10 protein-coding genes are annotated in these 13,713 nt (G+C 26.7%); 7 read left to right on the plus strand and 3 right to left on the minus strand.

Annotated features, from left to right (window positions below):
- The first annotated feature begins 65 nt into the window (after positions 1-65).
- The 6 genes from ACPKM0_RS07630 (at position 66) to ACPKM0_RS07655 (ending at position 7,481) form a co-directional block, all read left to right on the plus strand.
- Entirely contained in the window at positions 66-1,061 is a 996-nt protein-coding gene (locus ACPKM0_RS07630) for a LacI family DNA-binding transcriptional regulator (RefSeq protein WP_472474830.1), read from the plus strand.
- Positions 1,062-1,151: 90 nt separating this feature from the next.
- Positions 1,152-2,528 (plus strand): ABC transporter substrate-binding protein, encoded by a 1,377-nt coding sequence (locus tag ACPKM0_RS07635; RefSeq protein WP_472474832.1) that lies wholly within the window; start codon positions 1,152-1,154, stop codon positions 2,526-2,528.
- Positions 2,529-2,601: 73 nt separating this feature from the next.
- The gene (locus tag ACPKM0_RS07640; RefSeq protein ID WP_472474833.1) at positions 2,602-3,477 is read left to right on the plus strand and encodes a carbohydrate ABC transporter permease; all 876 of its coding nucleotides are present in this window, start codon (positions 2,602-2,604) and stop codon (positions 3,475-3,477) included.
- Positions 3,471-4,439, plus strand: coding sequence for a carbohydrate ABC transporter permease (locus ACPKM0_RS07645; RefSeq protein WP_472474834.1), 969 nt, complete (start codon positions 3,471-3,473; stop codon positions 4,437-4,439). Before ACPKM0_RS07640 ends, ACPKM0_RS07645 begins: the two co-directional genes overlap by 7 nt.
- Positions 4,440-4,442: 3 nt before the next feature.
- Positions 4,443-6,131 (plus strand): sugar phosphorylase, encoded by a 1,689-nt coding sequence (locus tag ACPKM0_RS07650; RefSeq protein WP_472474835.1) that lies wholly within the window; start codon positions 4,443-4,445, stop codon positions 6,129-6,131.
- Positions 6,132-6,146: 15 nt separating this feature from the next.
- A complete protein-coding gene (locus tag ACPKM0_RS07655; protein WP_472474837.1) occupies positions 6,147-7,481 on the plus strand; it encodes a glycosyltransferase in 1,335 nt (444 codons plus the stop codon).
- 60 nt (positions 7,482-7,541) lie between these two features.
- Here ACPKM0_RS07655 and ACPKM0_RS07660 read toward each other — a convergent pair whose 3' ends face one another.
- Positions 7,542-10,052 carry a helicase-related protein gene (locus ACPKM0_RS07660; RefSeq protein ID WP_472474839.1) on the minus strand — a complete coding sequence of 837 codons (2,511 nt, stop codon included), beginning with the start codon at positions 10,050-10,052 and terminating at the stop codon, positions 7,542-7,544.
- Positions 10,052-11,374, minus strand: coding sequence for a histidine--tRNA ligase (gene hisS, locus ACPKM0_RS07665; protein ID WP_472474841.1), 1,323 nt, complete (start codon positions 11,372-11,374; stop codon positions 10,052-10,054). Before hisS ends, ACPKM0_RS07660 begins: the two co-directional genes overlap by 1 nt.
- Before the next feature lie 232 nt (positions 11,375-11,606).
- Between hisS and ACPKM0_RS07670 the strand changes: the two genes are divergently transcribed.
- Positions 11,607-12,797 carry a Gabija anti-defense Gad2 family protein gene (locus tag ACPKM0_RS07670; protein WP_472474843.1) on the plus strand — a complete coding sequence of 397 codons (1,191 nt, stop codon included), beginning with the start codon at positions 11,607-11,609 and terminating at the stop codon, positions 12,795-12,797.
- Here ACPKM0_RS07670 and ACPKM0_RS07675 read toward each other — a convergent pair.
- Positions 12,794-13,654: a hypothetical protein gene (locus ACPKM0_RS07675; protein WP_472474845.1), complete on the minus strand. Its 861-nt coding sequence runs from the start codon at positions 13,652-13,654 to the stop codon at positions 12,794-12,796. The two genes, ACPKM0_RS07670 and ACPKM0_RS07675, sit on opposite strands and share 4 nt — an antisense overlap.
- Positions 13,655-13,713 lie beyond the last annotated feature (59 nt).

The raw sequence follows: 13,713 nt of genomic DNA on the forward strand, positions 1-13,713 counted from the left end.
TATAAAATATGAAACATATTCATTTTTGTTTGACTTAAATCTAATAACAACTTTACTATATAAGCATGTCAAACAAAATGTCGATTAGAGAGTTATCAACTAAAATAGGTGTGAGTCCAAGTACTTTATCAAGAGTACTTAATCATCCTGAACTTGTTAAAGTTGAAACAAAAGAGCTTATATATAAAAAATTAGAAAAGATTGGTTATACGCTATCTGATAATAAGCGTAAACAACAAAACATGGTAATTGGTTTAACTATTTCTAATCCTAGATCTATATTTGCTTCAGCATTAATAGGATGTATTAGTGAATTACTTTCTGATACAAACTATCAATTATTAGTTTTTGACATAAAAAAAAGATTATATATAAAAAGTTATTTTGACAAACATCCTGAATATTTAAATAAAATTGATGGATTAATTATTAGTACTGCTTTAGTTGATGAGAAAGCTAAAAGTTTTTTTAAACAAAATAATATTCCACTTGTATTATTACAAACTAGATGTGAAGGTGAATTTAGTATCCATAATAATAATTTTTTAGGATGTAATGATGCTGCGCTTTATATGATTTCTAGAGGCTATAAAAATATAGGTTTTGTAAGTTGGAAACCTTTTGATGAACATATTAGAGATAGATATATGGGATTCAAATCTGCATTAGAAAGAGAAAAGATTGATTTTGATGAGAATTATCATATCAGTGTCGATTTATCTGCTGAAGGCGGATATAAAGCTACAAAATATTTAATGAATCTTAATAATCCACCAGAAGCCATTTTTTATGGATGTGATGATATGGCCGCAGGTGGCTATAGATATTTAATGGAGAATAATTATTCAATCCCTAATGATGTAGGAATTATGGGTTTTGATAATATGCATATTTCTTCAATTTTAGCCATAACAACATTAGATCAATCTATAGAATTGAAATGTCAAATTGCTGTTAATTACTTATTAAATAGGTTAAATCCTAAACACGAATTCTTATTTGACATGAGTGATGAAGTAAGCATTACACCCAAAATCATTGTTAGAGAAACATTGAAATAGATGTTATTTATATAAAAAATAGTTAACAATTATTTATTTTATTTAAAATAAATTAGTTACATATGCACAAATTATATTTAGGAGGAATTTATGAAATATGTAAAATTTGGAATTTGTACTTTTTTAATTATGATGGCTACTGCAACGGTATTTGCTAATGGTCAAGTAGAATCAACTACTGAAGTAGAAACAAAAGGTCCTGTTGAAATTGAGTATTGGACTACTCAAACTCAAACAGATAGACAATCAACTATTCAGTTATTGATTGATACTTTTGAAGTTATGAACCCTAATATTAAGGTTAAATTAGTTGCAGTTGATGAAAATGATCTTACTTCACAAATGGCTACTGCTGCTAATTCAAATACACTTCCAAGTGTTGTTGAAGGAGCTGCCGCTACAATTGTATCTTTTGGTGGGGATAACTTAATTGATGCTGATGCTAATAGTGATGTTATTAATAGTATAGGAAGAGATAAATTCTTTGATGGTGCTATTAAAGTAAATCAATCTGAAACCGGGGATGCATACGGTATACCATTTCATGGTTGGTTACAAGGTATTTGGTATAGAGCTGATTGGTTTGAAGAAGCTGGTTTAGAAGCACCTACAACTTGGGAAAGTATAGAAAAAGCTGCAAAGTATTTCTATAATCCTAATGAAAATACATATGGTATATTAGTTGGAACAAAAGCAGAAAACTTTACTGAACAATGCTTTACACCAATTGCACAAGCAAACGGTGCATCTTTATATGACAAAGATGGTAATTTAACTTTTGATACTCCAGAAATGAAAGAAGCTATTGAATATTATGGTAGATTAGCACAATATAATCCTCCTGGACCTCAAACTTGGAGAGCAAGAGATTATTATTTACAAGGTAAAATGGCAATGTTCTTCTATTCAACTTATATTATGGATGACTTATCTCTACAAGAAGTAGCATCTTCTTCATTAACAAGTGAAAACTTTAAAGATTTAGAAGGAACTCAATTTGATCCAGATTTAGCTCAACATACATCTATGGCTCCATCTATTACTAATACTGAAACAGCGTCTTATGGAACAATTGTTTCATTAGGTATTGTTGATCAAGGTGATATGGCTAAAACAGATGCAGCAAAGAAATTTGTAGAATTCTTATTTGCACCAAATTCATATATTACTTTCTTACATATGGCACCAGGTGGAATGAATCCTGTAATTAAAGGTATTGCTGATACTGATGAATTTATGAATAACAAAGTATTAACAAACTATGGCAAAGACGCAATAGTTGAAATCGTAGATGGTATGCAAGATATTAAATCCTTTGGTGTAGTTGATGGCGTTAAAATTGATGCTGCAGATAAAGTAACTGCACAACAAATTATCCCTCAAATGTTATATAAATATACACAAGAAAATTGGGATGTTGATAGTGCAATGGCTTGGGCACTTAAAGAAATAAAGAATATTGATTAATTCTTTATATAAGTTTTTCGGGAGAAGGGTAATTCCTTCTCCTATTATTCACTTACTTATTAGGAGGTAAGTAATGTCTCAGACAAAACTTACATTACAAGAAAAAGATGCAAGATTAGGTTTAAAATTAGTACTTCCATCAGTAATTATTATTGCATTATTAATAGTTTATCCAATCTTTTATAACATATATTTAAGTTTTTTTGATGTAAAATTAAATGGAGAAGCTTTTTTTATAGGATTAAAAAATTATGCTAATGTTTTAACTGATATAACATTTTGGTCAGCTGTCGGTACAACTTTTTTCTATGTTATTTCAACAACGGTTTTAACTACAATAATGGGATTAATTGTAGCATTAGTTATGAATAAAAAATTCCCAGGAAGAGCTATTGTTAGATCTTTAGTATTATTACCTTATGTTGCACCAGTTATCTCTACTGTTTATTCATGGCAATTCTTTTTTGATCCTGTAAATGGGATATTCATGCATGTAATTGTTGATGTATTACATTTATCTGATAATAGATTTAATTTAATAGCAGATCCAAAATATGCAATATGGGTTGCAGTAATATTTAGTATGTGGAAAGCATTTCCTTTTACTTATCTTATGATTTTATCTAGATTACAAAGTATTGATTTAACACTTTATGAAGCAGCTGAAATTGATGGAGCTGGTAGTATTAGAAAATTTTTCTCAATCACTCTTCCAGAATTATATTTTGTTATGGGATCAATCGTCTTATTAAGATTTATTTGGAATTTCAATAAATTTGATGAGGTCTATTTACTAACAGATAATGTAAAAGTTCTTTCTGTTTATACTTATTTCAAAGCATTCACAGGAAGTATGGATTTAGGACAAGGGTCTGCTCTAGTTGTGATTCAATTTTCATTGTTAATTGGACTAATTATTTTATATGTAAAGAAGGTTTTAAAATGGTAGGACATAGACATAAAGTTTTAAAAAATATTGGTTTTACGCTTTTAGTTATACTAATTGTATTGTTTAGTATTTTCCCATTTATTCAAATGTTATCTACATCATTAAAACATTCTTGGGACTGGGGGAATCCTTCATTAATTCCAACAGAAGTAAATACAACAGCTTATTCAGAGATTTTAGGATTAGGGGAAGAAGTTGAGATTGAAATACCTGAATCTGTTCAAAAATTATTGGATGAAACACCTAATTTAACTGATGAGCAACGAAGTGCAATAATCGATAAATATACTGATAACTCAGATGTTTTCCCTTTCTTTGAATATTTTGGAAACTCAATGAAATTTTCCTTAACGGCATCATTTTGTTCATTAATAATTGCTATATTTGGAGCTTATTCAATAGCTAGGATGAAATATAGAGGGCAGAAATTAATTCAAAGAGGTGTATTATTTGTTTATATGGTTGGAGGAATCTTATTATTAATTCCATTATATAAAATATCTACTGCTTTAGGTTTAAGTGCAACAGAAGGTGGTACTACTTTTTCATTAGTAATCATATATATGGTACAAACATTACCAGTATGTTTATATATGTTGGGTAATTCTTTCAGATCAATACCATTTTCTATCGAAGAAGCAGCTTTTATAGAAGGTTATTCTAGGTTCCAAACTATTGTTAGAATAATTATTCCATTGAGTTTTAGTGCTATTGCTACTGTTTGGGTATACTCGTTCATGATTGCTTGGAATGAATATTTATTTGCTTCAGTTTTCTTAAAATCATATACATCAATGCATACTTTACCAATTGCTCTAAAAGCATTATTTGTATCAAAGAATGCTATATGGGATAGAATAAGTGCAGCATCATTATTAACTGCAATTCCTGTTGTAATATTATTTATGTTAATTCAAAATTTCTTAACGGGAAATAAATCTGAAGGTGGAGTTAAAGAATAAAATATGAAACAATTTGATAATTCAAAAATCATAGACTTGATGACTTCAATATATTCTAAGGAAGTTGCAAATATATATGTTGATCAAATAAATGATAAAATAGAAAAACTTAAGAAAGTAGGTAAACCTTTAGTAAATAAGGATATATCAAGTAATGAAGTAATATTAATTACTTATGGAGATAGTTTATTTAATAATAAAACAAAAGAGAAAACTATAAAAACATTACATTATTTTGTATCTAAATATTTAGAAGATTCTATTAACACTATCCATATTTTACCTTTTTTCCCTTATACCTCAGATGATGGCTTTTCTATTTCTGATTATGAAAGGGTGAATCCGATATTAGGTGATTGGGAAGATATTGAATCTTTAAATAATGATTTTAAATTGATGTTTGATTTAGTTGCTAATCATGTGTCTAAAAGCCATATATGGTTTAAAAAATATCTAAAAGATGAAAAACCATATAATAATTATTTTATTACTTGTGATCCTAATGAAGATTATTCTAAGGTATTTAGACCAAGAGCACTTCCTTTATTATCTGAAGTAACCACAGAAGAGGGGATTAAAAACGTTTGGACAACTTTCTCAAGTGATCAAATTGATTTGAATTATCAAAGCCCAGAATTACTTATGGAAGTATTAGACGTTTTTTGTTTATATGTAGAAAAAGGTGCTACATACATTAGACTTGATGCAATTGCATATATTTGGAAAGAGTTAGGCACTAATTGTTTACACAATGAGGAAACTCATTTAATTATTCAATTAATTAGATTAATGGTTGATTTAGCTAATATTGATTTAAAAATCATAACAGAAACTAATGTTCCTCATAAAGAAAATATTTCCTATTTTGGAAATGGATATAATGAAGCATCTTTAGTATATAATTTTCCTCTTCCACCATTAACTTTATATACTTTTATGAGAGGAGATGCTTCAATAATTAGAAAATGGGCATCTACTTTAAAATTAAAATCAGATGAAATTACTTTTTTTAATTTTTTAGCTAGTCATGATGGTATAGGTTTATTACCAACTAAAGGATTAGTAGATGATCAAAACGTAAATCTCATGGCCCAAAAAGTTAAAGATTTAGGTGGTTTCGTTTCTTACAAAACAGAATCTAATGGAGATATAACTCCTTATGAAATGAATATTAATTTTTTTGATGCATTAAAAATCAGTGGTGAAGTAATTCAAGAAGTTGAAGTTAAACGCTTTCTTGCAAGTCAATCTATATTATTATGTTTGAAAGGCGTTCCTGGTATATATATACATAGTATAATTGGTTCTAGAAATTGGATAGAAGGTGTAAAACTTTATAAATCTAATAGATCTATAAATAGAGAAAAAATCGAAATTAATTTATTAGAAGAACATATTTGTGACGATGATAATGCAAGATCTCAAATATTAAAAGGATATAAACACTTATTGAATTTAAGAAAATCTAATGAATGTTTTTCACCAAGGGCTGAGCAAAAAATATTAGATAATTTAGATTCACGTATTTTTGGATTAGAGAGAAGTATTAATAATGAAACAATTGTTTGTTTAACAAATGTTAGTAACAGCTTTGTAGAAACAGATTATCAAAAAACTAAAATGTTGGACTCTAATACTTTTAGTGGAACTTTATCTCCATTTCAAGTGGCTTGGTTTAAAAAAGAGGAATAAATTTTGAATATATTAATGATACATTACAAAAGTGGCGGAACAGACGGTGTTTCACTTGAAATGGATAAATGGAAATTAACTCTCGAGATAATGGGTCATAAAGTATCATATTTAGCAGGAGAGATGAATAATGAAATTGTGTATGAACCTCTATTTCATACTAGTCAAATTGCTAAAGACTTTTATGCTTATTCTTTTCAAAATAAATTAGTATTTAAAGATGAAAAGGAATATAGAGAAAAAGTTAATATTGAAGTTTTAAAATGTGAGAAAATAATAAAAGAATTTATTGAAAAGAATAATATAGAATTAGTTATTGTTCAAAATATCTTTTCTGTAGCTATGAATATTAGTGTAGCTATAGCTTTAGAAAATGTATTAGCTGAGAAAAAGTTAAAAGTTTTAGCTCAACATCATGATTTCTTTTGGGAAAGAAAAGCTGGAGTAAAGTATGGTTGTGATTTTGCAAAAGAAATTGCAAATAAGTACCTACCACCTTCAAATAAAACTTATAAACATGTTGTAATCAATCAACAAGGACATGATACTTTATTAAAAAGAAAAAAATTAGAAAGTTACATTGTTCCTAATGTTTTTGATTTTAAAGCTCCATTATGGAAAATTGATGATTATAATAAAGATTTTAAAAAAGATCTAAATATTAGTGAAAAAGATATAATGTTTTTACAAGCTACAAGAATTGTAGATAGAAAAGCAATTGAATTAGCAATTGATTTAATTGCTATGATGAATAAAACAAAAGAAAAATATTATAATAAAACTTTGTACGATGGTCGTATTTTTACAAAAGGTAGTAATTTTCTTTTGGTATTAGCTGGATATGATGGTGATGATGATAGTGGTACCTATTTAAAAAGATTAAAAAATCATGCTAATAAAAATGGTGTAAAAATAAAGATAATTAGTGATAGAATTTCGCATGAAAGAAGAATAGAAAAAGATCAAAAAATATATAGTTTATGGGATACTTATGTATTTGCTGATATGATTACTTATCCATCTTATTGGGAAGGCTGGGGAAATCAATTTCTTGAAGGATTATTTAGTAAAAAACCAATAGCACTTTTTGAATATCCTGTATTCAAAAGTGATATAAAAAATAAAGGATTCAAGTACATTTCTTTAGGTGATACTTATAAAACAGATAATAAAACAGATTTAGTTTATATTGATGAAGATATTTTAAAAAAAGCATCATTACAAACTTATAATTTATTATTTGATAAAACGCTACGAAATGAAATTGTTGAAAAAAATTTTAATATTGGAGAGAAGAACTTCTCAATGGAAGCTCTTTATAAACAATTAGAATATATTTTAAAATCTTAATTAAAAAATATTTATTTTTGTGGCACTGTATTATATTTTAGTAAATACAGTGCCTTTTTATTATTCATCTAATAATCTTAATAATTTATAATAAAACTTATTAACTATATTAAAATTATTTCTATCATTAACTTGTTTTAAATCTTCTATTAATTCTAATAAAGAGAATAAAGAATCATTTAAAGCTTTTGAATAATCTCTTGCTGGTTCAAAATAAAAAACACCATTTTTTGAAGCATGCAATTTAATAAAATAATATTGATTATTACCATGAGGAGTTAATTTTAAAATTTTATTAAAATTAGAAATAATTTCATCTACATTTTCAAAAGTATAATTATTCATTGGAACAAAAGAAATATCATTTTTAGGATTATTAAATTTATCAGCTAAGGCAAAACAAGCATATAAAGAACTGTTTTTTTGAATAATTCTTCCTTGATAAACAACTTCAGCTCTAATATTTTGAATTGGCTTTTTACTATTATAGTGTTTTCTTGAAAGATAAGATAAATCATTGTAAGGAATTTGAGCAATTTTAATTTCTTTTTTACCTTTTTTATGTTTAAAAATCTTAAAGTTTTTATTATATATAGTAATTGAACCACCTTTTAAAGTTGCTTCATCAAATTTCTTTGTTTTCTTTTTATTTTTCTTATTACCTTTTTTAGAATCCAATGTTTCTAATTTGTTTTCTAGTTCATACTTTAATCCCTTCTCAATATCATCTAGCCAATTTTCTTGAATAGGGGATACGCTTCTAGCGAATAATCTTGAAGTTTGAACTAATTCACCAGCAACAATGTATTTAGGTAAATTTCTAAAATCAGCAGATCCTGGATGAATAAAAATTTGATTTGCAAATAAAGTGTTATACATATAACCATATTCTTTAATACAAATAAATTGTTTTAATCCGCTTGCTATACAACATATATAATCATGCATAGACCCATTACCAGTTAATGGGATATTATTTTCACTTACAATTTCACCTAATTGTTCAACAATATGTGCAATCTCTTGCATTGATTGATAATCAAGGAAATTAGTTTTACAAAATTCCATTCTATCAGTTTTAGCTTCAATTGAAATATATGTATTAAAAAGAGTCAAATAACTCGCAAAGTCACCATATCTATCATTGTTAAAAGCTTTATGTGCTGCTCTTGCCTCTTCAATTTTATCAGGTGGTAAAACAAAAGGGGTTTTAGAAGATAAAAATGCTATAGCAATTAGAACTTCATTAATAACAGTTGGATAATTAAATATAGCTTCTACTACTACTCTTGAGTGTCTAGGGAGCAAAGGGAATTTAACCATAAATTCACCAATATTAGTTAATCTACGAGTTTCATCTATTGCATTAATAATTTTTAAAGTATGTTCAGCGCTCTTAATAGCAGATTTATTTGGTCTTGTTATAAAAGGAAAATGTTCATAATCAAATATACCTAAATCACTCATTCTAAGAACTACTTCACTTAAATCAGTTCTTAAGATTTCTTCTAGAGTAAACATATCCCTAGTTTCATATGATTTCTTTGAATATAGTCTAAAACATTTACCACTTCTAGTTCTACCCGCTCTTCCTCTTCTTTGCATAGCACTAGATTTAGAAATGGGAAGAGTTACTAATGAGGATGTAAAATTCTTTTGATTGTAAAAATTAATTTTAGCTAAACCTGAATCAATAACAGTTGAAATATTATCAATAGTAATAGAAGTTTCAGCAATATTTGTTGCAACTACAACTTTTGTTTTATTTTTAGGAGTTGGTGTAAATACTGATTCTTGTTCCTCTTTACTCAATCTACCGTATAGAGGATATATAATTAAATTTTCCTTTGGATCATTTTTTATTAATGCTTTTACACAATTTTTAATATCAAATTCTCCTGGTAGAAAAATTAATATATCACCGCTTTCATTATTTGAATTTTCACTAACTAATTTAACTATTCTATTATTTAAAATATCATTATTACTATAGTTTTCATTAAAATAAAATTCTTCAATAGGGAAGAGTTTTGATTGAATAGATACAACAGGGCAATTATCAAAAAAGTGTGAAAACTTTTTTGTATTAATAGTAGCTGAAGAAATAATTACTTTAAAATCAGGCCTTTGATTCATTACTTGTTTCAACATACCTAATATAAAATCAATATTTAAAGATCTCTCATGAGCTTCATCTACTAAAATAACAGAATAGTTCTTTAATAATGGGTCAGATTTTAATTCCATTAATAATATACCATCAGTCATAACTTTTATTTTTGTTGAAGATGTAGTTGTGTCACTAAAACGCATTTTATATCCAACAAAACTATTTTCATCTTCAACTTGTTTTTTAATAAAATCACAAACAGATAAAGTTGCGATTCTTCTTGGTTGTGTAATACCTACACATAAATTATTATCAAACCCGGCTTCATGTAAAATAATTGGGAGTTGAGTTGTCTTACCTGATCCGGTAGGACTTTCAACAACAATTACTTGATTTGAGTTTAAACTATCTATAATTTCTTGCCTGTGTTGATAAACAGGCAAATGACTCATGTCTTTCATTAATTTCCTTTGATGATTTTTATTGCTTCTTCAATAGTAATGTGATTAATAGTTTCTCTTGTTTGAATATTTTTAAGAGTAAATGTATTATCACTAATTGTTTCATCATTTAACATTATACCATAATTTATTGAGTTTTTCTCTGCATATTTAAACTGTTGTGGTAGTTTTTTATTTATTAAATATGAATCCACTCTTATATTATTTTCTCTAAGCTTTGTAGCAATCATTGTTCCAATTGGATAAAAGTCTTCACCTTTATTAAATATAATTACATCAGAAGAACTAGAACCCTTAATAAGTGGACTATCAAGTTCAACTAAAGCACTCAATAATCTATCTAAGCCAATAGAAGAACCAACTCCAGGAAGTTCATTTTTAGTATAAAGAGAAGCTAAGTTATTATATCTTCCACCACTACAAACTGAACCAAAATTTGGTAAATCTGTTAAGAAAGTTTCATAAACGATACCAGTATAGTAATCTAAGCCTCTAGTAATTGAAGGATCTAATATAAAATGATCTGCTATTTCTGCTTTTTTTAGGTAGTTATAGATTTCTGTCATTCTAGTTGTATGTTCAACTTCTCCACCACTTAAAGCAGATAATCTTGAAACAGTTTGTAAGAAAGTTTCATTTTCATCATACTTAATATAATCAAGAATTAAATTTGCTTTCTTTTCATCATTACTTATTTCAATTAAAATATCTCTAACTTTATCTTCACCAATTTTTCTAATTTTATCTACAGCTCTTAATATTTCTACACTATCATCTAATAATTCTAAGTGTTTTAAAAATGAATTAAACAATCCTCTATGAGCTACATGGAATTTATAATTATCAATTCCTAGTTTAGAAAAAGAGTGATTCATCATAGCTAATATTTCGAAATCTGCTTCGCTATTATCAACACCAACTATATCAAAGTCACATTGATAGAATTCTCTAAATCTACCTTTTTGAGGTTTTTCGCCTCTCCAAACTTTATTGATGTGATATCTTTTAAAGGGAAAAGATAAATCATTAAAATTAGCTGCTAAAAATCTAGCAAAAGGAACTGTTAAATCAAAACGTAGTGCTACTTCTCTTTTCCCGTTATCTTGGAAATGAAAAATTTGCTTATCTGTTTCTCCTCCACCTTTACCAAGTAAAACTTCAGTATATTCTAAAGCTGGAGTATCGATAGGTACAAATCCGAATGAAGAAAAAAGACTTTCTAATTTGTTTATTATTCTTCTTTTTTGAATTTCTATAGTTGGTAATGAATCAGAAAAACCTTTTAATACTTTAGGTTCGATAATCTTTTTTTTTGTAGACATGTATTTACTCCAAGAATTTTTGTAAATGTTAAGTTTTTTTATATAAATTTATAAATTATTTATACTAGAATAATTTATTTTATTCAATTAGAAATATATTATATAATCCTAAAGATTAATAAGTTTTGTTGAATATGCATCTATTACTTTACAAAAAGCTATTAATCATTGTATGCTCAAATAGTTAAAAATAAAAAAGAATTTGTTATAAATTCTACATGAGATAAAATTAATGCTAATTAGATATAAGAAAGATTCAAAAGGCAACAGCATTCCATTTGCTAAAATATATACAAAAGATGAACATAAAATAGATATTTCATTAATAGATAGGGATGCTTATCGTGCAGTAAAGAAATTACAATCCACTGGTGCTGAAGCATACATAGTTGGTGGCGCTGTTCGTGATTTAATGTTAAATAAAAATCCTAAAGATTTTGATATAACTACAAGTGCCTCTCCTAGACAAATACATAAACTATTTTGGAACTCAAGAATAATAGGAAAAAGGTTTAAATTAGTACATTTAGAATACGGAAATAAAATATTAGAAGTTTCAACTTTTAGATCTGATGAAGAAAACTTTGGCATTAATAACAATGTTTTTGGTACTGTAGATCAAGATGCAAAAAGAAGAGATTTTACTATTAATGCTTTATATTATGATCCTATAAATGAACAAGTTTTTGATTTTAATGATGCAATGGAAGATTTTAAAAAGAAACGAATTTCATCAATAATAGATTTAAAAACCAGTTTTACTGAAGATCCTGTGAGAATGCTTAGAGCAATAAAATATAGTATCACTACAGGTTATAGATTAAGATTTAATATAAAAAGAGCAATAAAAAATAACCATAGTGAATTATCAAAAGTTTCAACTAGTAGATTGACTGAAGAAGTTAATAAAATTTTAGCCTCTGGCTACAGTAGAGATATTTTTATAAAATTACAAAAATATAAACTACTAGTATATTTGTTACCATGTTTTAATATATATGCATCATTAGACAGCGTTCAAAATAGCTTACTAGAATTAGATTATAAAGTACGACAATATAAAAATGGTGAAATTGATGAAGTTGCTCGTCATATTATGCTTTTACACTTGGTAAAAGAATTAATTATATTCAGTGATGAAGGATTAACTCAAAGAGAACGTTTTAAAGAAACTTTTAGACAAATTAAAGTCTTAATTTCTCCAATGACTCCAAGTAATTATGAAGTCGAGCTATGTTGTGCACAATTATTAAAAATGAAAGGTTATAAAGTTCCTAAAGGCTGTGTTAGACATCCTAAATCTAACAAAAATAATGTTAATTTTGAAAGAAGAAGGAAGTATTCATCTAATAAAAAACGTAATGTAAAAAAGTACGAAACAGCTAAAAGAAAGAAAAAACCAATTACTCAAACAACAAATTAGTTCCATTCTTCCATTTCAATAAATACTCTAGCAATAAAAATAGAACCATATTTTTCTAAAGATTCTGAAATATATTCTTGAAGTTCACCTAGAGATATTTTCATCATATGTTTTGAAGGGATTCTTAACTTAATTGATAAAGAATACCCTTCATCAATTATTTTAGCATTTAATTTAACTACTTTGATTGCTGGATCAAATTCATCTAAACAGTGTATAACCATTTGAATTAAACTAGCTTCAGTTAATATTGTTTTATTAAATTTTGTAAATTCTGGTCTTACAACTGTTTTTTCAAAAACTTTAGATCTTTTCCATGGTCTAAATATCTTTCTTGTAAATAAAACTTTCATAGAATCTATAACAATCTTTGGAGAAGTTCTTGTAATTTCAATTGAAGGAACTGGTATAACATGCTTACCTTCAGTGAAACGAATTCTCATAGCTGTATCAATTTCATCTTTTGTTGCTATATCTCCAATATTAAAAATTTTATCCGGTTGGGGTAGTGATAATCTAGTTGATATTTTTCTTACCATTTTTTCACTCGTGCCAATTATTAATATTTTTCTATAACGTTCCTTTTTTAAAGCTTCTATTACGCTGTTATAGTGATCATTATCATCAAATACTGCTGTTCTAACAGCAGCAATAAATGTTAAATCTTGTTTTGCGCTTTTACCCGCTAATAATTTATTTCCTTTTATTAATAGTCCATCATCAATTATTAAGTCTATATTATATTCTTCAGCTAGCATTTTAGATCTAAAGCTTTTGCCTGTACCGCTTTTACCAACTAAAGCGTAGACTTTTGTGCCTCCTATTTTCCAAAATGCATATTTAAAAATTCGATTCATATTTGATATTATAACTATAGATCTTAATTTTTAAAACTATTTTATAAAAAAATATAAAA

The sequence above is a fragment of the Pleomorphochaeta sp. genome (genome assembly GCF_050031695.1).
In the GTDB taxonomy this organism is placed as follows: domain Bacteria; phylum Spirochaetota; class Spirochaetia; order Sphaerochaetales; family Sphaerochaetaceae; genus Pleomorphochaeta.

Coding starts and splice junctions, on each gene's coding strand:
- ACPKM0_RS07630 (WP_472474830.1), top strand. CDS start 66: ATGTCAAACAAAATGTCGATTAGAGAGTTATCAACTAAAATAGGTGTG.
- ACPKM0_RS07635 (WP_472474832.1), top strand. CDS start 1,152: ATGAAATATGTAAAATTTGGAATTTGTACTTTTTTAATTATGATGGCT.
- ACPKM0_RS07640 (WP_472474833.1), top strand. CDS start 2,602: ATGTCTCAGACAAAACTTACATTACAAGAAAAAGATGCAAGATTAGGT.
- ACPKM0_RS07645 (WP_472474834.1), top strand. CDS start 3,471: ATGGTAGGACATAGACATAAAGTTTTAAAAAATATTGGTTTTACGCTT.
- ACPKM0_RS07650 (WP_472474835.1), top strand. CDS start 4,443: ATGAAACAATTTGATAATTCAAAAATCATAGACTTGATGACTTCAATA.
- ACPKM0_RS07655 (WP_472474837.1), top strand. CDS start 6,147: ATGATACATTACAAAAGTGGCGGAACAGACGGTGTTTCACTTGAAATG.
- ACPKM0_RS07660 (WP_472474839.1), bottom strand. CDS start 10,052: ATGAAAGACATGAGTCATTTGCCTGTTTATCAACACAGGCAAGAAATT.
- hisS (WP_472474841.1), bottom strand. CDS start 11,374: ATGTCTACAAAAAAAAAGATTATCGAACCTAAAGTATTAAAAGGTTTT.
- ACPKM0_RS07670 (WP_472474843.1), top strand. CDS start 11,607: ATGCTAATTAGATATAAGAAAGATTCAAAAGGCAACAGCATTCCATTT.
- ACPKM0_RS07675 (WP_472474845.1), bottom strand. CDS start 13,654: ATGAATCGAATTTTTAAATATGCATTTTGGAAAATAGGAGGCACAAAA.